General features: G+C 70.7%; 17 protein-coding genes. 13 read left to right on the top strand and 4 right to left on the bottom strand.

Annotated elements, in window-relative coordinates:
- Positions 1 to 31 precede the first annotated feature (31 nt).
- Entirely contained in the window at positions 32 to 1,783 is a 1,752-nt protein-coding gene (locus RMT89_RS12605; protein ID WP_315883797.1) for a phospholipid carrier-dependent glycosyltransferase, read from the bottom strand.
- A gap of 62 nt (positions 1,784 to 1,845) precedes the next feature.
- Here RMT89_RS12605 and rsmI point away from each other — a divergent pair, with 62 nt between their 5' ends.
- The 10 genes from rsmI to RMT89_RS12555 all read left to right on the top strand — a co-directional run bounded on the left by rsmI (position 1,846) and on the right by RMT89_RS12555 (position 14,161).
- Complete coding sequence (gene rsmI / locus RMT89_RS12600) at positions 1,846 to 2,688, top strand: 16S rRNA (cytidine(1402)-2'-O)-methyltransferase (RefSeq protein ID WP_315883796.1); 843 nt, start codon at positions 1,846 to 1,848, stop codon at positions 2,686 to 2,688.
- A gap of 155 nt (positions 2,689 to 2,843) precedes the next feature.
- A complete protein-coding gene (locus RMT89_RS12595; RefSeq protein WP_315883795.1) occupies positions 2,844 to 3,197 on the top strand; it encodes a hypothetical protein in 354 nt (117 codons plus the stop codon).
- 34 nt (positions 3,198 to 3,231) lie between these two features.
- Entirely contained in the window at positions 3,232 to 4,119 is an 888-nt protein-coding gene (locus RMT89_RS12590; protein WP_315883794.1) for a TatD family hydrolase, read from the top strand.
- A gap of 113 nt (positions 4,120 to 4,232) precedes the next feature.
- A complete protein-coding gene (locus tag RMT89_RS12585; RefSeq protein ID WP_315883793.1) occupies positions 4,233 to 5,546 on the top strand; it encodes a ubiquitin-like domain-containing protein in 1,314 nt (437 codons plus the stop codon).
- Between the two features lie 33 nt (positions 5,547 to 5,579).
- On the top strand, positions 5,580 to 6,491 hold the full coding sequence (gene rsmA, locus RMT89_RS12580; protein ID WP_315883792.1) for a 16S rRNA (adenine(1518)-N(6)/adenine(1519)-N(6))-dimethyltransferase RsmA: 912 nt from the start codon (positions 5,580 to 5,582) through the stop codon (positions 6,489 to 6,491).
- Positions 6,488 to 7,390 (top strand): 4-(cytidine 5'-diphospho)-2-C-methyl-D-erythritol kinase, encoded by a 903-nt coding sequence (locus tag RMT89_RS12575; RefSeq protein WP_315883791.1) that lies wholly within the window; start codon positions 6,488 to 6,490, stop codon positions 7,388 to 7,390. Before rsmA ends, RMT89_RS12575 begins: the two co-directional genes overlap by 4 nt.
- Before the next feature lie 82 nt (positions 7,391 to 7,472).
- The gene (locus RMT89_RS12570; RefSeq protein ID WP_315883790.1) at positions 7,473 to 9,275 is read left to right on the top strand and encodes an ABC-F family ATP-binding cassette domain-containing protein; all 1,803 of its coding nucleotides are present in this window, start codon (positions 7,473 to 7,475) and stop codon (positions 9,273 to 9,275) included.
- Between the two features lie 204 nt (positions 9,276 to 9,479).
- A complete protein-coding gene (locus RMT89_RS12565) occupies positions 9,480 to 11,252 on the top strand; it encodes a PQQ-binding-like beta-propeller repeat protein (protein ID WP_315883789.1) in 1,773 nt (590 codons plus the stop codon).
- Positions 11,253 to 11,304: 52 nt separating this feature from the next.
- Positions 11,305 to 13,242 (top strand): PQQ-binding-like beta-propeller repeat protein, encoded by a 1,938-nt coding sequence (locus RMT89_RS12560; RefSeq protein ID WP_315883788.1) that lies wholly within the window; start codon positions 11,305 to 11,307, stop codon positions 13,240 to 13,242.
- A 232-nt stretch (positions 13,243 to 13,474) separates the two neighbouring features.
- On the top strand, positions 13,475 to 14,161 hold the full coding sequence (locus RMT89_RS12555) for a response regulator transcription factor (RefSeq protein WP_315883787.1): 687 nt from the start codon (positions 13,475 to 13,477) through the stop codon (positions 14,159 to 14,161).
- Positions 14,162 to 14,234: 73 nt separating this feature from the next.
- Here the strand turns inward: RMT89_RS12555 and RMT89_RS12550 are convergent, their stop codons facing one another.
- Positions 14,235 to 14,570 (bottom strand): hypothetical protein, encoded by a 336-nt coding sequence (locus tag RMT89_RS12550; protein WP_315883786.1) that lies wholly within the window; start codon positions 14,568 to 14,570, stop codon positions 14,235 to 14,237.
- A gap of 30 nt (positions 14,571 to 14,600) precedes the next feature.
- Positions 14,601 to 16,289, bottom strand: coding sequence for a sodium:solute symporter family protein (locus tag RMT89_RS12545; RefSeq protein WP_315883785.1), 1,689 nt, complete (start codon positions 16,287 to 16,289; stop codon positions 14,601 to 14,603).
- Positions 16,290 to 16,398: 109 nt separating this feature from the next.
- On the opposite strand from RMT89_RS12545, the gene galT reads away from it, so the two are divergent.
- From galT to galK, 3 genes are read left to right on the top strand one after another with little or no spacing between them, the layout of a single operon-like run.
- Positions 16,399 to 17,460 (top strand): galactose-1-phosphate uridylyltransferase, encoded by a 1,062-nt coding sequence (gene galT / locus RMT89_RS12540; protein WP_315883784.1) that lies wholly within the window; start codon positions 16,399 to 16,401, stop codon positions 17,458 to 17,460.
- The gene (galE, locus tag RMT89_RS12535; protein WP_315883783.1) at positions 17,457 to 18,419 is read left to right on the top strand and encodes a UDP-glucose 4-epimerase GalE; all 963 of its coding nucleotides are present in this window, start codon (positions 17,457 to 17,459) and stop codon (positions 18,417 to 18,419) included. Before galT ends, galE begins: the two co-directional genes overlap by 4 nt.
- Entirely contained in the window at positions 18,419 to 19,588 is a 1,170-nt protein-coding gene (gene galK, locus RMT89_RS12530) for a galactokinase (RefSeq protein ID WP_315883782.1), read from the top strand. Before galE ends, galK begins: the two co-directional genes overlap by 1 nt.
- On the opposite strand, the gene RMT89_RS12525 is transcribed toward galK, so the two are convergent.
- Positions 19,563 to 20,018: an N-acetyltransferase gene (locus tag RMT89_RS12525; protein WP_315883781.1), complete on the bottom strand. Its 456-nt coding sequence runs from the start codon at positions 20,016 to 20,018 to the stop codon at positions 19,563 to 19,565. The two genes, galK and RMT89_RS12525, sit on opposite strands and share 26 nt — an antisense overlap.
- Positions 20,019 to 20,067 lie beyond the last annotated feature (49 nt).

The raw sequence follows: 20,067 nt of genomic DNA, 5'->3' as shown, positions 1-20,067 counted from the left end.
ACAGCGGGGGCGGGTGTTTCCCCGATTGTTGCTATACCCAGGTATCCAGCCACATCCGCGATCGCCAGTCGTCTATCGGGATCGCCGTCCCCGTGAACAGTGGCCAGAAATAGATGAAGTTCCAGGCGATCAGCAGCACCAGCACGCCCGCGCCGGTCGCGCCCGCCACCCGGCGGGTCTCGCTCGACTTCGGTGGGCCGACGATCGCGCCGAGCAGCATCGCGACGGCCAGGCACAGGAAGGGGAGGAAGACGACGGCGTAGAAGAAGAAGATCGTGCGCTCCTGGTACATGAACCAGGGCAGATAACCGGCCGCGATACCGCAGGCGATGGCGCCCGCGCGCCAGTCGCGGCGGAAGAACCAGCGCCACAGGACGTACAGCACCGCGAAGGCGGCCGCCCACCACAGCAGTGGCGTGCCGATCGCCAGCACCTCGCGCGCGCACTTCTCGCCCGCGTCGGCCGGGCAGCCGTCCTTGCCGGGCGCGGGGGACTCGTAGAAGAACGACACCGGGCGGCCGGTGACCAGCCAGCTCCATGGGTTGGACTCGTACGTGTGCGGCGAGGACAGGCCGACATGGAACTCGTAGACCTGGGACTCGTAGTGCCACAGGCTGCGCCACCAGTCGGGGAAGAGCCACGACCAGTCGCTGTTCTTGCCGTCGGTGGCGGCCCAGTTGCGGTAGTAGCCGCCGGAGCCGTCCGTGGGGGAGAGGATCCAGCCGGTCCAGGACACGATGTACGTGATGATCGCGACCGGGACCGTGGCAAGGAAGGCGAAGCCCAGGTCGTGCTTGAGCACCGCCATGTGCGGGTGGCGGGCGCCCGCCACCTTGCGGGAGCCGACGTCCCACAGGACTGTGAGCAGGCCGAACGCGGCCAGGATGTACAGGCCGTTCCACTTGGTGCCGATGGCAAGGCCCAGCATCAGGCCCGCCGTCCAGCGCCAGGGACGCCGGCCCAGGCTCAGGGTCTCCGCGGTGTGCGCGTCCGGGCGGACGCGGCCGTCGGCGTCCGCGGGCAGCGCCGCCGCGAGCCTCTCGCGCGCCTTGTCGCGGTCGATGACGAGAGCGCCGAACGCGGCCAGCACGAAGAACATCAGCACGCCGTCGAGCAGCGCCGTGCGGCTCATCACCAAGTGCAGCCCGTCCACCGCCATCAGGGCGCCCGCCAGGCACCCCAGGAAGGTGGAGCGGAAGATCCGGCGGCCGATGCGGCACAGCATCAGCACGGACAGCGTGCCGAGCAGCGCGGTCATGAACCGCCAGCCGAACGGGTCGAACCCGAACATCAGCTCGCCGAGCCCGATGACGTACTTGCCGACCGGCGGATGCACGACGTACGCCGCGTCCGACGGGATCCGGACCTTGTCGCCCATGGACAGGACCAGGTCGTTGGCGTTCTTGTCCCAGTTGACCTCGAACCCGCGGTGGACGAGCGCCCAGGCGTCCTTCGCGTAGTACGTCTCGTCGAATATCACCGCCTTCGGGCTGCCCAGGTTCCAGAACCGCAGCACCCCGGCGAGCAGGGTGACCAGCAGCGGACCGCCCCAGCCCGACCAGCGCACCAGCCGGTCGGCGAGGGTCGGCGGCAGCCCGAGCACCGCCCACAGACGCGGGCTGGGCTGCGCATACGGCGGCACCAGCCGGTCGCGGACATCGGTTCTTGGCCCCGCCGTGTATCCGAATCGGCGCAGCCGCTGCTGCCACGAGGGCCGCTGGTCCTGCGGCGCCTGGCCCTGCCGGGTGTCCGTGGAGTCCATGGACGACGCTGTACTGGTCACCGCGCCATCGTAGGGAACCCTTCTGTGGGAGTCCCGCGCATGGCGCCTGCGAGGATGGAAACGTGACAGGAACCCTTGTTTTGGCAGGCACGCCGATCGGCGACATCACGGACGCTCCGCCCCGGCTCGCCGAGGAGCTCGCCGGCGCCGACGTCGTCGCGGCCGAGGACACCCGGCGGCTGCGCCGGCTGACCCAGGCGCTGGGCGTCACGCCCAAGGGGCGGGTCATCTCCTACTTCGAGGGCAACGAGTCCGCCCGTACGCCCGAACTCGTCGACGAGCTGCTGGGCGGGGCGCGTGTGCTTCTTGTCACGGACGCCGGGATGCCGTCGGTGTCCGACCCCGGGTACCGGCTGGTCGCCGCGGCCGTCGAGCGGGACGTCAAGGTCACCGCCGTGCCCGGGCCCTCGGCCGTGCTCACCGCGCTCGCGCTGTCCGGGCTGCCCGTCGACCGGTTCTGCTTCGAGGGGTTCCTGCCGCGCAAGGCGGGCGAGCGGCTCTCACGCCTCAAGGAGGTCGCCGAGGAGCGGCGCACGCTCGTCTACTTCGAGGCCCCGCACCGGCTCGACGACACCCTCGCCGCGATGGCCTCCGTCTTCGGCGACGAGCGGCGGGCCGCCGTGTGCCGGGAGCTGACCAAGACGTACGAGGAGGTCAAGCGCGGCCCGCTGGCCGAGCTGGCCGCCTGGGCGGCCGAGGGCGTGCGCGGGGAGATCACCGTCGTCGTGGAGGGCGCGCCGGAGAAGGGCCCCGAGGAGATCGGACCCGAGGAGCTGGTGCGCCGGGTACGGGTGCGCGAGGAGGCGGGCGAACGGCGCAAGGAGGCCATCGCGGCGGTGGCGGCGGAGGCGGGGCTGCCGAAGAGGGTCGTCTTCGACGCGGTGGTGGCGGCAAAGAGCCGGTGACGCCTCGTCATGCCGGGGTAAAGCGGCACGGGCGTTTCGGCAAGGAACGTCCAAGGCGCGGCCAACAGTGCACAGTTCGCGTGCCTGCGCCCTGGGCGAGGAGTCCACTGGGCACAGGGGCAACCCGCCCCACCAGCGGACCAACTGGAGCCGGCATGAGTGAGATCGCAGGGCAGACCCGTCTCCGCACCGCGGCGACCCCCGTCGTCCACGAGTCGTATTCCTTCGCCTGCATGCGCTGCGGGCACGGCTGGGAACAGTCGTACGAGATAGAGCACCACACGGACGCCGAGGGGCAGGAGTTCGTCCTGTACGTGGCGAACGGCAAGGTCGTCCCGTCCCCGCTGAGCCGGCCCGCGTGCCAGAACTGCGACGGCCATGTCGTACGGATCATGCGCGCGGGGCAGGTCTCGTCGGTGCGCGAGGCGGCGCACGGGGAGCCCTCCGAGGAACGCCACCACTGGCATCTGTCCGATCTCCTGCACCCCTTCCAGCGCCGGGCGAGCTGAGGGGCTCGGTGTGACCCTTTCGTAGGATCGGGGCATGCCTTCCTCCACCGACAAGACCGACCGGAACGCGGCGCCGCCGCTCCCGGAACCGCTCCGGGTGCCCGTCGCCGACTCCCACACCCACCTCGACATGCAGTCCGGCACGGTGGAGGAAGGACTCGCGAAGGCCGCGTCGGTCGGCGTGACGGCCGTCGTGCAGGTCGGCTGTGACGTACGCGGCTCGCAGTGGGCGGCGGACACGGCGGCGGTGTTCGCGAACGTGCACGCGGCCGTCGCCCTGCACCCCAACGAGGCCCCGCGCATCGTTCACGGCGACCCCGACGGCTGGTCCCGCCAGGGGGCGCGCGAGCCGGGCGGCGACGCGGGGCTCGACGCGGCGCTCGCCGAGATCGACCGGCTGGCCGCGCTGGAGCACGTGAAGGCGGTCGGCGAGACGGGCCTCGACTACTTCCGCACCGGCGACGAGGGCAAGGAGGCGCAGGAGCGCTCCTTCCGCGCCCACATCGAGATCGCCAAGCGGCACGGCAAGGCGCTGGTCATCCACGACCGCGACGCGCACGCGGACGTGCTGCGGGTGCTGAAGGAGGAGGGCGCGCCGGAGCGCACCGTCTTCCACTGCTACTCGGGCGACGCCGAGATGGCGGAGATCTGCGCCGCGGCCGGATACTTCATGTCCTTCGCCGGCAACGTCACCTTCAAGAACGCCCGGCACCTGCGGGACGCGGTGGCCGTGGCCCCGCTGGAGCTGCTCCTGGTGGAGACCGACGCGCCCTTCCTGACGCCGGCTCCCTACCGCGGACGGCCCAACGCCCCGTATCTCATTCCGGTCACGGTGCGCGCGATGGCCGCGGTGCGCGGGATCGGGGAGGACGCGCTGGCGACGGCCCTGGGCGCGAACACGGCGCGCGCCTTCGGCTGCTGACGCCCGACGCCGTCGCGACGGTGCGTAGCCGCGCCGCTTTGGAGAGTGACACTCGCTCCGCTAGGTTCTGGGGGCCCGATCGGGACCCCTCTGGACCTCTGGAGCGTGGCGACGTGAGCAGCAAGTCGCAGTACGAGACGTACCCGCCGCAGGCATACGGCGGATTCGGCGCGCCTCCCGGTGATCTGCACGGCGCGGAGACGTTGGGGTACGGGGTGGCCGGCACGTACGAGCCGTGGCCGGCGCCGGTAGAGGAGGAGCTCGCGCCCGTGGCGCGCGCCGGGGCGGCGCGACGGGGTGCGCGTCGGCGCAAAGGCCGGTACGCCGGGCATGCGGACGGCTCCGTGCGCCGACTGCTGCCGCAGGCGCTGGTGGTCGCGTTCCTCGCGGGCGGCACCACCGCCTTCGTCGCCAAGGACAAGGCGATCGAGCTGAGCGTCGACGGCCGGCCGCGCACCCTGCACACCTTCGCCGACGATGTGACCGAGCTGCTCGCGCAGGAGGGCGTCGAGGTGGGGGCCAACGACGTGGTCGCGCCCGCCCCCGGTACCGAGCTCAGCAGCGGTGACGAGGTCGCGGTGCGCTACGGGCGCCCCGTGCGGCTCACGATCGACGGTCACCGGCGCGAGGTGTGGACTACGGCGCGCACGGTGGAGGAGGCGCTCGCACAGTGGGGAGTGCGCGCGGAGGGGGCGTATCTGTCCGCCGCGCGCTCCACACGCATCGGACGCGCCGGGCTCGCGCTGGATGTCCGCACCGAGCGCTCCGTGACGATCATGGCGGACGGCCGCGCCCGCACCGTCCGCACCAACGCGGCGACCGTGCGGGAGGTGGTCGAGGAGGCCGGGATCACCCTGCGCGGACAGGACACCACCTCCGTCCCGCTCGGGAGCTTCCCGCGCGACGGGCAGACGGTGACCGTGCTGCGGATCACCGGCACCAAGGAGGTCCGCGAGGAGGAGATCCCCTTCGCCGTGCGGCGGACCGGGGACGCGTCGCTGTTCCGGGGGACCGAGGTCGTCGAGCGTGCGGGACAGCCGGGGCTGCGGCGGGTCACGTACTCCCTGCGCACCGTCAACGGCGTCAAGCAGAAGCCGCGGCTGATCAAGAGCGAGGTGGTGCGCGAGCCCAGGACGCAGGTGGTGAAGGTGGGGTCCAAGCCCATGCCGACCTCCGTGCAGGGCGCGGACCATCTGAACTGGCAGGGTCTCGCGGCGTGCGAATCGGGCGGGCGGGCCAACGCGGTGGACCCCTCGGGGACGTACGGCGGGCTGTACCAGTTCGACACACAGACCTGGCGGAGCCTCGGCGGGAGCGGGCGGCCCCAGGACGCACCGCCGTCGGAGCAGACCCTGCGCGCGAAGAAGCTGTACGTACAGCGGGGAGCGAGCCCCTGGCCGCACTGCGGGGCGCGGCTGCGGGGGTGAGGTCGCCGCCCTCGCGGCCCGTACCCTTGTCCCGTGAGCAGCAGCCCCACCCCCGACGCCCTTCTGGGCCCCGCCGACATCCGTGAACTCGCGGAGGTGCTCGGTGTGCGGCCCACCAAGCAGCGTGGCCAGAACTTCGTGATCGACGCGAACACCGTGCGCCGTATCGTCCGTACCGCGGATGTCCGGCCCGACGACGTGGTGGTGGAGGTCGGGCCGGGGCTCGGTTCGCTCACGCTCGCGCTGCTGGAGGTGGCCGACCGGGTCACCGCCGTGGAGATCGACGACGTCCTCGCGGGCGCGCTGCCCGCCACCGTCGCCGCCCGGATGCCCGGCCGCGCCGACCGGTTCGCGCTGGTCCACTCCGACGCGATGCACGTCACCGAGCTGCCGGGCCCCGCCCCGACCGCGCTGGTGGCGAACCTGCCGTACAACGTCGCCGTACCGGTGCTGCTGCACATGCTCGACACCTTCCCGAGCATCGAGCGCACGCTCGTGATGGTGCAGGCGGAGGTCGCCGACCGGCTCGCCGCGCCGCCCGGGTCGAAGGTGTATGGCGTGCCGTCCGTGAAGGCGAACTGGTACGCCGAGGTCAAGCGGGCCGGAGCCATCGGCCGCAAGGTCTTCTGGCCGGCGCCGAACGTCGACAGCGGTCTTGTCTCGCTGGTCCGCCGGAGCGAGCCGATCAAGACCACCGCCTCCAAGAAGGAGGTGTTCGCCGTCGTCGACGCCGCGTTCGCGCAGCGGCGCAAGACGCTCAGGGCCGCGCTCGCCGGGTGGGCGGGGTCCGCGCCGGCCGCCGAGGCGGCGCTCGTCGCGGCGGGCGTCTCGCCGCAGGCGCGCGGGGAGGCCCTCACGGTCGAGGAGTTCGCGCGGATCGCCGAGAACGCCGAGAACGCCGAGAACGCCGAGAACGCCGAGAACAAGGAGCCCCGTCACCAGTGAGCGTCACCGTCCGCGTCCCCGCCAAGGTCAACGTCCAGCTCGCGGTGGGCGCCGCCCGCCCCGACGGCTTCCACGACCTGGCCAACGTCTTCCTCGCGGTCGGCCTGTACGACGAGGTCACCGTCGCCCCGTCGGCGGGCGGCCCGCGCGTCACCTGCGAAGGCCCCGACGCCGACCAGGTCCCCCTGGACCGTACGAACCTCGCCGTCCGCGCGGCCGAGACGCTCGCCGCGCGCTACGGGATCCGCCCCGACGTGCATCTGTACATCACCAAGGACATCCCCGTCGCCGGCGGCATGGCGGGCGGCAGCGCGGACGGCGCGGGCGCCCTGCTCGCCTGCGACGCGCTGTGGGGCACGAACGCCTCCCGGGACGAACTCCTCGACATCTGCGCCGAGCTGGGCAGTGATGTGCCGTTCAGCCTGGTGGGCGGGGCAGCGCTCGGCACCGGGCGGGGCGAGAAGCTGCGCGCGCTGGAGACCGGCGGGACCTTCCACTGGGTGTTCGCGATGGCCGCGCGCGGGCTGTCGACGCCGGCTGTGTTCCGTGAGTTCGACCGGCTGGCGCAGGGCCTGGACATCCCCGAGCCCGTCGCCTCCGAGGAACTCCTCGGCGCGCTCGCCGAGGGCGACCCCGACGCGCTCGCCGCGGCCGTCTCCAACGACCTCCAGCCCGCCGCGCTCTCCCTGTTCCCCGAGCTCGCCGACACCCTCGCCACGGGCCGCTCCGCGGGGGCGCTCGCCGGACTGGTCTCCGGTTCCGGCCCGACGACGGCGTTCCTGGCGCGGGACCCGGAGTCGGCGCTGAAGGTGGCCGAATCCCTGCGCTCGTCCGGCACCTGCCGGGCGGTGCGGGTGGCGACGGGGCCCGCGCCGGGCGCCACCGTGGTCTCCGCATAGGGGCGTCGCCGGACACCGCGTCCGCCGGACTCGCCCGCGGACTACCCTGGAGGGTCGATCGATCCCCCTGGGCAGGAGAGAAATGGCCGTCAATCTGGTCAATGTCGAGAACGTCAGCAAGGTGTACGGCACCCGTGCCCTGCTCGACGGCGTCTCCCTCGGCGTCTCCGAAGGGGATCGGATCGGGGTGGTCGGCCGCAACGGCGACGGCAAGACGACCCTGATCCGCATGCTGGCCAAGCTGGAGGACGCCGACACCGGCCGGGTCACCCACTCCGGCGGGCTGCGCCTCGGCGTGCTCACCCAGCACGACTCCCTCGACCCGGCCGCCACCGTGCGGCACGAGGTCATCCGGGACCTGGCGGACCACGAGTGGGCGGGCAACGCCAAGATCAGGGACGTGCTGACCGGGCTCTTCGGCGGCCTGGACCTGCCCGGTTTCCCGCAGGGCCTGGACACCGTCATCGGACCGCTCTCCGGCGGTGAGCGGCGCCGTATCGCGCTCGCCAAGCTGCTCATCGAGGAGCAGGACCTGATTGTCCTGGACGAGCCGACGAACCACCTCGACGTCGAGGGCATCTCCTGGCTCGCCCAGCATCTGCGCGAGCGCCGGTCCGCGCTCGTGTGCGTGACCCACGACCGCTGGTTCCTGGACCAGGTCTGCACCCGCATGTGGGACGTGCAGAAGGGCGACGTCCACGAGTACGAGGGCGGCTACTCCGACTACGTCTTCGCGCGTGCCGAGCGGGAGCGCATCGCCGCCACCGAGGAGACCAAGCGGCAGAACCTCGTCCGCAAGGAGCTGGCCTGGCTGCGCCGCGGCGCCCCCGCGCGGACGTCCAAGCCGCGCTTCCGCGTGGAGGCCGCCAACGAGCTCATCAAGGACGTGCCGCCGCCCCGGGACACCAGCGAGCTGATGAAGTTCGCCTCCTCGCGGCTCGGCAAGACCGTCTTCGACCTGGAGGACGTGACCGTCCAGGCCGGTCCCAAGGTGCTGCTCAAGCACGTCACCTGGCAGCTCGGTCCTGGCGACCGCGTCGGTCTCGTCGGCGTCAACGGCGCCGGGAAGACCTCGCTGCTGCGCGCCATGGCCGAGGCGGCCCGTACCGAGGGCGACGTACAGCCCGCGGGCGGCCGTATCGCCGTGGGGAAGACCGTCAAGCTCGCCTGCCTCTCCCAGGAGGTCGCCGAACTCGCCCCGAATCTTCGGGTGCTGGAGGCCGTGCAGCAGGTGCGGGAACGGGTCGACCTCGGCAAGGGGCGCGAGATGACGGCCGGGCAGCTGTGCGAGACGTTCGGGTTCAACAAGGAGAAGCAGTGGACGCCGGTCGGCGACCTGTCCGGCGGTGAGCGGCGCCGGCTGCAACTGCTGCGGCTGCTGATGGACGAGCCGAACGTCCTCTTCCTCGACGAGCCCACCAACGACCTCGACATCGAGACCCTCACCCAGCTGGAGGACGTCCTCGACGGCTGGCCCGGCTCGATGATCGTCATCTCCCACGACCGGTTCTTCGTCGAACGCACCACCGACCGGGTCTTCGCCCTGCTCGGCGACGCCACCCTGCGGATGCTGCCGCGCGGCATCGACGAGTACATCGAGCGCCGCCACCGTATGGAGGAGGCGGCCGCCGCCGCGGCCCCGGTCGTCGAGAAGGCCGTGCCCGAGAAGAGCGCCGCCGACCAGCGCGCCGCCAAGAAGGAGCTGCAGAAGATCGAGCGTCAGCTCGACAAGGTCTCCGAGAAGGAGACCAAGCTGCACGCCCAAATCGCCGAGAACGCCACGGACTTCGCGAAGGTGGCCGAACTCGACGCCGAGCTGCGGGACTTGGCCGGACAGCGCGAGGAGCTGGAGCTGCGCTGGCTGGAACTGGCGGAGGACGCGTAAGCGGCGTGAAGGGCGCGTGAAGGCGCGTAACGGCGGTATCACGGGCCGGTCGTCCCTTGGGAACAGGGGTTGACCGGCCCGGTGGGTTGTCGGTGCCGAGTGATAGAAAGAGCCGTCTGAGAACCGTCTGAGAACACAACGGGTGTGGCGGAAACGCAGCGCCACAGAGCGCGGCGCCACATCGGTCACAAGGGGGAACCGCTGATGAGCCAGCCGCCCAACCAGCCGCCGAACGGCGGTTTCGGCGCGCCGCAGGACCCGCCGCCGCAGGGCGGCTTCGGCGCACCGACGCCGCCGCCGCCCCAGGGCCCGCCTCAGACGCCGCCGCCGACCGGCGCCCCCCAGCCCGGTTACGGCTACCCCCAGGCACCCCAGCAGCCGGGCCCGTACGCCCAGCCGCAGCAGCCCGGCCCCTACGGCGCCCCCGGCCCGTACGCCTCAGGTCCCTACGGTCAGCCCCAGCAGCAGCCCGGCCCCTACGGCCAGCAGCCCGGCTACGGCTACCCGCAGCAGCCCCAGTACCCCGGCGCGCCCACCCCGCCCGGCTCCCGCAACCCCTTCAAGGGCAAGCCCGCCCTCGTCATCGGTGCCGCGGTGGCGGCGCTGCTCGTCATCGGCGGCACCGTGTTCGCGGTGACGAGCGGGGACGACGGCGGAAAGAAGAAGAAGCCGGTCGCGCAGAAGAGCGACGACCCCAAGGCCTCCGACGACCCGGTCAACCCCGGCGACGGCAGCGGCGACGGCGGCGACGACCCGGAGAACCTCAACGAGGGCCGCAAGGCCGGCGAGGCGAAGGTGCTCTGGTACAAGGAGGCGCCCGACGCGCCCGGTTCCGGCGCCGACGCCCCCGGTATGTGGATCACCGACAAGACCGCGGTGAAGGCGGCGTACAAGCAGGTCTTCGCCTACAACACCGGTGACGGTGCCCCGGCCTGGGACGCGATCACCTTCCCGCAGAAGATCTGCGCGGTCACCCCGGAGAAGACGGCCGACGACAAGGTCGTCATCGCGTACATGAGCGGCAGCAGCGACCGCGCCGAGTGCAACCAGCTCCAGGAACTCGACCTGAACAAGGGCGAGAAGGGCTGGAAGGGCGAGGTCGCCGACGGCGAACTCTTCGACAGCACGCTCCAGATCGAGTTGTCCGTCACCGGCGACACGCTGATGGTGGGCCGCTCGCAGTCGGGCACGGCGTACGACGTCACCACCGGCAAGAAGCTGTGGGACAAGAAGAAGTACGGCGACGCCTGCTTCCCGGCCGCCTTCGCGGGCGGCGAGAAGCTGATCGCCGTGTCGTCCTGCGGCGCGGGCGGCAACAACGAGCACGACGAGGTCCAGGAGCTCGACCCGAAGACCGGCAAGGTCAAGTGGACCTGGAAGCCCGACAAGGGCTGGACGGTGGCGCGGGTCTACTCCCTGAACCCGGTGGTCGTCTACAGCACCAACGAGAAGAAGAACGCGTGGAACATCTCCACGCTGGGCGCCGGCGGCTCCGTCGCCTCGCAGGTCGACGTCGACGAGAGCTTCTCCCCCGAGTGCGGCTGGGCCGTCCTCCAGCGTGACCTGAGGGGCTGCAGCGGCGTGGCCTCCGACGGCAAGACGCTCTACCTGCCCACCGAGGCCACCACCGGCGCCAACGAGATCGTCGCGATCAGCCTGGCCAACGGCAAGGAGAAGTGGCGCGTGAAGTCCCCGGCGGAGGAGTCGATGATGCCGCTGAAGACCGAGGGCGGAAACCTCATCGCCTACGTCAAGCCGTCCTGGGAGTCGGGCGGCCAGGTCGTGTCGATCCCGACCGCGGGCAGCAGCCACACGCCGACCAAGCTGCTCCAGAACCCGGCGGGCACCGCAGACATCGAGGACAGCTTCTACTCCGGGACCTACGACTGGATCGACGGCCGCTTCTACCTGTCGACCACGCGCCTGTCCGGCAGCGACGAGACGAAGGAGAAGCTGATGCTCGCCTTCGGCAAGTGAGCCGCTCCCACGTCCCGTTCCGAGCCGTCCCCCCTTCCGAGGTAGCCACACCATGACCCAGCCCCCTCCGCCGCCCAACCAGCCCCCGCCCGGGGGAGGTTTCGGCCCGCCCCAGGACCAGCCCCCGCAGCAGGGCGGCTTCGGCCCGCCCCAGGACCAGCCCCCGCAGCAGGGCGGCTTCGGCGCGCCCCAGGACCAGCCCCCCCAGCAGCCCGGCTTCGGCCCGCCCCAGGACCAGCCCCCCCAGCAGCCCGGCTTCGGCGCGCCCCAACAGCCCGCCCAGCAGCCCGGTTTCGGCGCCCCCCAGGCCCCGCAGCAGCCTCCGGCGCCCCCCACTCCGCCGCCCACGCCCCCGCAGGGTTACGGCTATCCCCAGCAGCCCGCGGGCTACGGCTACCCGGGCCAGCCCGCCACTCCGGCGTACGGCCAGCCGCCGACCCCGCCGTACGGCCAGCAGCCCGGCTACGGCTATCCCGGCCAGCCGACCATGCCGATGCAGCCGCAGCCGGGACAGCCGGGCGGCGGACGGAAGTTCAACGCGCAGCTGGCCATCATCGTGGCCGCCGTCGTGGTCATCGCCCTGATCGTCGTCGGCGGCGTCTGGTACGCCTCGTCCTCCGGTGAGGACGGCGGCAAGGACGACACCGCGAGCTCCAGCGGCGGCACCGGCGGTGGCGGCGACAAGGGCGACGACACCGGCGGCACGGGCGGCACCTCCTCCGGCAAGGCGACGGAGAAGGTGCCCGCCGATCCCAACTCCGAGGTGCTCTTCCAGGTCCCGGCCCCCGAGGTGAAGTCCACCTTCTCCACCTCCGGCTCCTGGGTCACGGACGAGGTGTACGCCAAGAGCGGCGTCGCCGAGGTCGTCGGCTACGACATTGACAAGGGCACCAAGATCTGGACGATCAAGCTCCCCGGCCCGGTCTGCCAGGGCAGCAACCACGCCACCGAGGACAACAAGACGGCCATCACCTACCAGCCGAAGATGCCGACCAAGGCCACGCCCTCCTACGGCTGCAGCCAGGTCGCGGCGATCGACCTCGACGCGGGCAGGAAGCTGTGGACGAAGACCGTGGAGAGCGGTACCGAGCCGATCAGCTTCGACAACGTCACCGTCAGCGCGAGCACGGTCGCCGTCGGCAGCACCAGCGGCGGCGCCGCGTTCGACATCACCAACGGTGAGCAGCTGTGGGCGCCGAAGCCGACCGACACCTGCTACGACGCCGGTTACGCGGGCGGCCCCAAGCTGGTGGCGGTGCGCAAGTGCGGTCAGTACGGCGAGCGTCAGCTGAGCATCGAGACCATCGACCCGAAGTCCGGCAAGGTGATCTCGGCGTACAAGATGGCCAAGGGCATCGAGTACGCCAGCGTGGTCTCCACCGAGCCGCTGGTCGTGGCCGCCGACGTCGGTGACTCCGCCGGTGACGGAAGCGGTATCTCCGATTTCTTCTCGATCGACAACAAGACCGGCAAGCTGCGCACCCGGATCTCCGCGCCGGGCGAGCAGTACAACGCCACCTGCGAGGGCATCACCAAGGTCGAGGAGTGCCGTCTGCTCGCGGTGGGCAACGACCGGCTCTATCTGCCGACCGAGAAGCGCGAGGGCACCGGCGAGTACAGCGACACCAACGAGATCGTCGCCTTCGACCTGGCCACCGGCAAGCAGACCGGCCAGCGCGCCGACGCCGGTGACGACTACGAGCTCGTCCCGCTGCGCATGGACGGCCCGAACCTGATCGCGTACAAGCGCGGCCCGTACGACAAGGGCGGCCAGGTCGTCTCCATCGACGGCGGCTCCTTCAAGGAGACCAAGCTGATGGAGAACCCGGCCACGAAGTCGGTGATGGACGTGGAGCGGAGCATGCTGCCCGACTACGCGGAGATCCTTTACAGCCAGGGCCGCCTGTTCATGTCGGACGTCTTCGCCAGTGAGCTCGGCAGCACCGACGAGGAGGAGTATCTGGTGATCGCTTTCGGCGCGAAGCAGTAGCCGCCGAGGAGCAGCTCGAACGCTTGTGGCCACGGCCCCGCCCCTGTTCAGGGGCGGGGCCGTTCACTTACCGCTCATCACCCTCGAATGAGAGGAATTTCGGCGATCCGGGGCACATCTCTCCAGTAGGGGGAGCGCAACGTCGAACAAGCGTGTAGCTTCCGGGGGCATCCACGGGGGTGCGCCTGGGGATGTGTGTGGGGATCCATTGGGGGGACTGGGGGGTTGCTCGATGGGAGTTCGGCTCATGGTGGTCGACGACCACCGATTGCTCGCCGAGGCGTTGGCCTCGGCATTGAAGCTGCGTGGGCACCGGGTGCTGGCCGCGGCGGCACCGGCCGCGGGGGCGGCGGAGCTGGTGATCACCAGGGCACCGGAGGTGTGCCTGCTGGGGACGGCGACACCGGCCGAGCCGGGGATGTTCGACCCGGTGGTGAAGATCAAGCGCGAGCGCCCGCAGGTGGCGGTGCTGGTGCTGGGGCCCGTGCCGAGCCCGCGGGGGATCGCAGCGGCGTTCGCGGCGGGCGCCTCGGGCTATGTCCGGCACGACGAGCGCATCGAGGGAGTGGAGCGGGCGATCATGAAGGCGAGGGCGGGTGAGGCGGCCGTGGCCCCGCAACTGCTCCAGGGGGCCTTCAGCGAGTTGCTCAACCCGGCGGCCCAGCCGGACGACGAGGGCCAGCGCCTGCTCCAGATGCTCACCCCGAGGGAGGTGGAGGTCCTGGTCCGCGTCGCCGACGGCGAGGACACCCGCCTGATCGCGGCGGGCATGGGCATCGCCCCCTCGACGGCCCGCACCCACGTCCAGCGGGTCCTGATGAAGCTGGGCGTCGGCTCCCGACTGGAGGCGGCGGCCCTGGCGGCGCGGACGGGACTGCTGGACCGGGCGGGACCGGTGTCGCCCCCACCGGAGGCGTGAACCGGGGTGCCTACGGCCGCCTTTCCCGCCGTAGGCACTCCCGTCTTCCCGCCGTAGGGCACCCCCGTCCCGGCTACTCGTCCTTCGGCGCTTGTTCCGGTACGAGGACCTCCGGGGGCGGCGGAACCGTAGGCCGCAGCTTCAGCCACACCAGGAAGAAGATGCCGAGCAGCAGCATGCCCAGGCCGGTCCAGAGGTTGATGTTGACGCCCTCGGCCTTGTCCAGGGTGGCGTCCGAGGGGTTGATGCCGGCGATCGTGACGATCACGCCGTAGATGACGAAGAGGCCGCCGATGATGCGGCGCAGGTCGAAGATGCGGGCCGCGGTGGCGGACTTGGCCTGCAGCTCGGTGACTTCCCGCTGGACGTCCTCTTCGGAGTATCCGTGGTGTTCGGAGTGGTCGGACATGGTTTCTCCATCCTCCCGCGAAACGGAGAGTCAGAACGAGAACGGGATGTAGCAGGCGGCCGCCAGGATGATCGCTCCCCAGCCCAGCAGGGCCGGTTTGCGGTACCAGGCGTCGTCGCCCTCGGCCGGCGCCTCGGACATGCCGGGGGAGCGGGTGCCGTAGACCAGCCCCTGGAGTTCCGCCATCGGCTTCGGCCTGGTGAAGATCGATACCACGACCATGACCACCGCGCCCGCCACGAAGCCCACGATCGCCGAGACGAAGTTGGCGCCCTGGTCGGAGGGGATGTCGACGATGCCCTGCTTGTAGATCCAGAAGTAGTTGAGCATCGCGGCGACCGTGCCCGCGAGCAGGCCCCAGAAGCCGGACACCGCGGACGCCCGCTTCCAGAACATGCCGACGATGAAGACGACGAACATCGGCACGTTGAAGAAGGAGAACAGGGTCTGCAGGTAGCTCATGATGTTCGAGAACGACGACGCCAGGAACGCCGTGCCCACCGACGCGCACACGCCGATCACCGTGATCAGGCGGCCGAATCCGACGTAGTAGCCGTCCTCGCGGCCCTTCACCACGTACCGCCCCCAGATGTCGTTCGTGAACACCGTGTTGAAGGACGAGACGTTGGCCGCCATGCCCGCCATGAAGGCCGCGAGCAGGCCGGTCACCGCGATGCCGAGGACGCCGTTGGGCAGCAGCTGCTCCATCAGGTAGGGGATCGCGTCGTTGTACTGGTAGCCCGACTCCTCGGTGCCGAAGCCGGGAATCAGTGCCGCCGCCGTCAGCCCCGGGATCATCACCAGGAAGACGATGAAGATCTTCGGGTACGCGGCGATCAGGGGGGTGCGCTGGGCCGCTGAGAGGTTCTTCGCCGACAGGGCCCTCTGGACCTCCGCGAAGTTCGTCGTCCAGTAGCCGAAGCTCAGCACGAAGCCCAGACCGAGCACGATCGTCAGCCAGTTGGCGCCCAGCGGGTTGTCGCTGCCGATGCCCGTGCCGCCCCACGCGGTCGTGAAGTCGGCGCCGTGTGTCTTTGTGAGCGAATCCGTCAGACCGTCCCAGCCGCCGACCTTCTTCAGACCGAGCACGACGATCGGGATGAGGGCCGCGAGGATCACGAAGAACTGCAGGACCTCGTTGTAGATCGCGGAGGAGAGACCGCCGAGGGTGATGTAGGCGAGGACGAAGGCACCCGCCACCACGATCGCCACCCACTGCGGCCAGCCCAGCAGCGCCTCGACGACGATCGCCAGGGCGTACAGGTTCACCCCGGAGATCAGGATGGCGGCGAAGGCGAACAGCGCCGAACTCAGCAGATGCGCCCACTTGTCGAAGCGCAGCAGCAGCATCTCCGGGACCGAGCGGACCTTCGACGAGTAGTAGAACGGCATCATCACCAGGCCCAGGAACACCATCGCCGGGATGGCGCCGATCCAGTACCAGTGCACGGTGTAGACGCCGTACTGCGCGCTGTTGGCGGCCATGCCGAGGATCTCGGTGGCGGCGAGGTTGGCGGAGATGAACGCGAGGCCGGTGATCCAGGCGGGCAGCGAGCGCCCCGAGAGGAAGAAGTCGAGGCTCGTCTTCACCGAGCGGCGGGCCGCGAAGCCGATGCCCAGCACGACGACGAAGTAGATGCCGAGGATCGTGTAGTCGAGCCAGTTGGTGGGGAGCCGTAGCTCGGCGGCGAGGAATGCGGCTTTCGTGGGGCTTTGCATCCCGTCATTGAACCCTTCTGTCGTTCAGGTTTGTTTGATTCCGGCGTTGACGTGACTGTCGAGTTATGGTTACTTGTGTTTGGTTATGTTTGAGTGAAGGAGCCCAGTGGTGAAGAAGACCTCGACCCGGCTGGCCGACGGTCGCGAGCTGATCTACTACGACCTGCGCGACGACCGCGTGCGGGACGCCGTGGACCGGCGGCCGCTGGAGCGCACCGTCACGACGTCCGAGGTCCGGCGGGATCCGCTGCTCGGCGACTCGGTCGCCGTCGCCTCGCACCGCCAGGGCCGGACCTACCACCCGCCGGCCGACGAGTGCCCGCTGTGCCCCTCGCAGGGCGACCGCCTGAGCGAGATCCCGGACTCCTCGTACGACGTCGTGGTCTTCGAGAACCGTTTCCCCTCGCTGGCCGGTGACTCCGGCCGCTGTGAGGTGGTCTGCTTCACCTCCGACCACAACGCCTCCTTCGCCGACCTCACCGAGGAGCAGGCGGGTCTGGTGCTGGACGCCTGGACCGACCGCACCGCCGAGCTGTCCCATCTGCCCTCCGTCGAGCAGGTGTTCTGCTTCGAGAACCGCGGCGCCGAGATCGGCGTGACCCTCGGGCATCCGCACGGGCAGATCTACGCCTACCCCTTCACCACCCCGCGCACCGCCCTGATGCTGCGGCAACTCGCCCAGCACAAGGAGGCCACCGGCGGCGAGAACCTCTTCGACGCCGTCCTGGAGCGTGAACTCGCGGGTGAGCGGGTCGTCCTCGCGAGTGAACACTGGGTCGCGTTCGTGCCCTATGCCGCGCACTGGCCGTACGAGGTCCACCTGTACCCGCGCCGCCGGGTGCCGGATCTGCTCGCGCTCGACGAGGACGCGCGCTCAGAATTCCCCAGGGTTTATCTGGAACTCTTGAAGCGCTTCGACCGGATCTTCGGTGACCAGGAGCCTCCGACGCCCTACATCGCCGCCTGGCACCAGGCGCCGTTCGGGGCGCTGGAGGAGTTCGACGGCGTCGTCCGTGACGACTTCGCGCTTCACCTTGAGCTTTTCACCATTCGCCGAACCTCCGGCAAGCTGAAGTTTCTCGCGGGTTCCGAGTCCGGCATGAGCGTGTTCATCAACGACGTGCCGCCGGAGCGCGCGGCCCAGCGACTGCGAGAGGTAGCGAGTCAATGAAGTACCTGGTGACGGGCGGGGCGGGATACGTCGGCAGCGTGGTCGCCCAGCATCTGCTGGAGGCGGGCCACGAGGTCACCGTCCTCGACAACCTCTCCACCGGCTTCCGTGAGGGCGTCCCCGCGGGCGCCGTCCTCGTCGAGGGCGACATCCGCGAGGCGGCCAAGTGGCTGGACCCCTCCTACGAGGCCGTGCTGCACTTCGCCGCCTCCTCGCAGGTCGGCGAGTCGGTCGTGAAGCCCGAGAAGTACTGGGACAACAACGTCGGCGGCACCATGGCCCTGCTCGGCGCGATGCGCGAGGCGGGCGTCCGCAAGCTCGTCTTCTCCTCCACGGCGGCCACGTACGGCGAGCCCGAGCAGGTCCCGATCGTGGAGACCGCGCCCACCAAGCCGACCAACCCCTACGGTGCCTCCAAGCTCGCCGTCGACCACATGATCACGGGTGAGGCGGCAGCCCACGGCCTGGCCGCGGTGTCGCTGCGCTACTTCAACGTGGCCGGTGCCTATGGCGAGTTCGGCGAGCGCCACGACCCCGAGTCGCACCTCATCCCGCTGGTCCTCCAGGTGGCGCAGGGCCGCCGGGACGCCATCTCGGTCTTCGGGGACGACTACCCGACGCCGGACGGCACCTGCGTGCGCGACTACATCCACGTCGCGGACCTGGCCGAGGCCCACCTGCTGGCCGTCCGGGCGGCCACTCCCGGCGAGCACCTGATCTGCAACCTCGGCAACGGCCACGGCTTCTCCGTGCGCGAGGTCATCGAGACGGTGCGCAAGGTGACCGGGCACCCGGTCCCCGAGATCGTGGCCCCGCGCCGGGGCGGCGACCCGGCGGTCCTGGTGGCGTCCGCCGCCGCGGCCCGCGAGAAGCTGGGCTGGAACCCCTCACGCGCCGACCTCGCGGGGATCGTCGCGGACGCCTGGGAGTTCGCGCAGAAGATCACAAGGGAGCAGTAGTGGGGCAGCAGGTGCGGGACGGTTTCGTCGAGCTCTACGGAACCGGGCCCGAAGGAGTCTGGTCGGCGCCCGGCCGCGTCAACCTCATCGGTGAGCACACCGACTACAACGACGGCTTCGTGATGCCCTTCGCGCTGCCGCACACGGCCGTCGCGGCCGTCTCCAAGCGCACGGACGGCGTTCTGCGCCTGCACTCGGCGGACGTCGAGGGCGGGGTGGTGGAGCTGCGTCTCGACGACCTCGCGCCAAAGACGGACCGGCACTGGACCGCGTACCCGGCCGGTGTCGTCTGGGCCCTGCGCGAGGCCGGGCACCCGGTCACCGGCGCCGACGTCCACCTGGCGTCGACGGTCCCGGCGGGCGCGGGCCTGTCCTCCTCGGCGGCCCTGGAGGTCGTGATCGCCCTGGCGCTCAACGACCTGTACGAACTCGGCCTCCAGCGCCGGCAGCTGGCCCGCCTGTGCCAGCGCGCCGAGAACGTCTACGTCGGGGCCCCCACCGGGATCATGGACCAGACGGCCTCCGCCTGCTGCGAGGCGGGCCACGCGCTCTTCCTCGACACCCGGGACCTCTCCCAGAAGCAGATCCCCTTCGACCTCGCGGCCGAGGGCATGCGCCTGCTCGTGGTGGACACCCGCGTCAAGCACGCCCACAACGAGGGCGAGTACGGCAAGCGCCGCGCGGGCTGCGAGAAGGGCGCGGCACTGCTGGGCGTCGACGCGCTCAGGGACGTTCCCTACGACGGACTCGACGCGGCGCTGGAACGCCTCGGTGACGAGGAGGAGATCGTCCGCCTGGTCCGCCACATCGTGACGGAGAACCACCGGGTGGAGCGGGTCGTCTCCCTGCTGGAGTCCGGCGAGACCCGCGCGATCGGCCCCGTGCTGGTCGAGGGGCACGCCTCGCTGCGCGACGACTTCCGGATCTCCTGCCCCGAGCTGGACCTGGTCGTCGACACCGCCCTCGCGGCCGGCGCCCTGGGCGCCCGGATGACGGGCGGCGGCTTCGGCGGCTCGGCGATCGTGCTGGCCGAGGCGGCCGACGTGGACACCATCACCAAGGCGGTCCAGGAGGCGTTCACGGCCGCCGGGTTCACCGCCCCGCGCGTCTTCGAGGCGGTCCCGGCGGCAGGCGCCCGGCGCCTCAGCCGATCCGCTTGGTCAGCGTGAACTCCGTGATCCCCGGCGGATAGTCGGGGATCACGCACACCACGTCGTACCCCTGCCGCTTGTAGAACTCCGGCGCCTGGAAGTCCCATGTCTCCAGGCGTACGGAAGCACAGCCCCGCTCCTCGCGCGCCACGCGCTCCGCCTCGGCGAGCAGTCGCGAACCGAGCCCCGCGCCGCGGTGGCGTTCGTCGACCCAGAGGTAGGTCACATGGAGCCAGGTCGCCCAGGTGTGCCCGACGAGCCCCCCGGCCAGACCGCCCTCGGCGTCCAACATCCAGACGTGGACCGGGAGTTCACGTTCACCTGGGGTTCCGCGCATCGCGCCGAGGACGGGGGAGGCGGCGGTGTTGGTGTCCCGCAGCCGGGCGCGAAGAAGATCGCGCCGCTCCTTGTCGACTTCTGTCTCCATTCGGAACATGCGGCTCACCATAAACGCGTCGACGGGCCAGTTCTGCAAATTACCTTCCGCTCCGGGCCCC

It is taken from the genome of Streptomyces sp. P17, from assembly GCF_032436805.1.
GTDB lineage: Bacteria > Actinomycetota > Actinomycetes > Streptomycetales > Streptomycetaceae > Streptomyces.
This window is presented reverse-complemented; position numbering and strand designations above follow the sequence as displayed.

What these genes read in the sequence shown, in the direction of transcription:
- RMT89_RS12595 (WP_315883795.1), top strand. Translation starts at nt 2,844, where the DNA reads ATGAGTGAGATCGCAGGGCAGACCCGTCTCCGCACCGCGGCGACCCCC.
- RMT89_RS12590 (WP_315883794.1), top strand. Translation starts at nt 3,232, where the DNA reads ATGCCTTCCTCCACCGACAAGACCGACCGGAACGCGGCGCCGCCGCTC.
- RMT89_RS12570 (WP_315883790.1), top strand. Translation starts at nt 7,473, where the DNA reads ATGGCCGTCAATCTGGTCAATGTCGAGAACGTCAGCAAGGTGTACGGC.
- RMT89_RS12565 (WP_315883789.1), top strand. Translation starts at nt 9,480, where the DNA reads ATGAGCCAGCCGCCCAACCAGCCGCCGAACGGCGGTTTCGGCGCGCCG.
- RMT89_RS12560 (WP_315883788.1), top strand. Translation starts at nt 11,305, where the DNA reads ATGACCCAGCCCCCTCCGCCGCCCAACCAGCCCCCGCCCGGGGGAGGT.
- RMT89_RS12555 (WP_315883787.1), top strand. Translation starts at nt 13,475, where the DNA reads ATGGGAGTTCGGCTCATGGTGGTCGACGACCACCGATTGCTCGCCGAG.
- RMT89_RS12550 (WP_315883786.1), bottom strand. Translation starts at nt 14,570, where the DNA reads ATGTCCGACCACTCCGAACACCACGGATACTCCGAAGAGGACGTCCAG.
- RMT89_RS12545 (WP_315883785.1), bottom strand. Translation starts at nt 16,289, where the DNA reads ATGCAAAGCCCCACGAAAGCCGCATTCCTCGCCGCCGAGCTACGGCTC.
- galE (WP_315883783.1), top strand. Translation starts at nt 17,457, where the DNA reads ATGAAGTACCTGGTGACGGGCGGGGCGGGATACGTCGGCAGCGTGGTC.
- RMT89_RS12525 (WP_315883781.1), bottom strand. Translation starts at nt 20,018, where the DNA reads ATGGTGAGCCGCATGTTCCGAATGGAGACAGAAGTCGACAAGGAGCGG.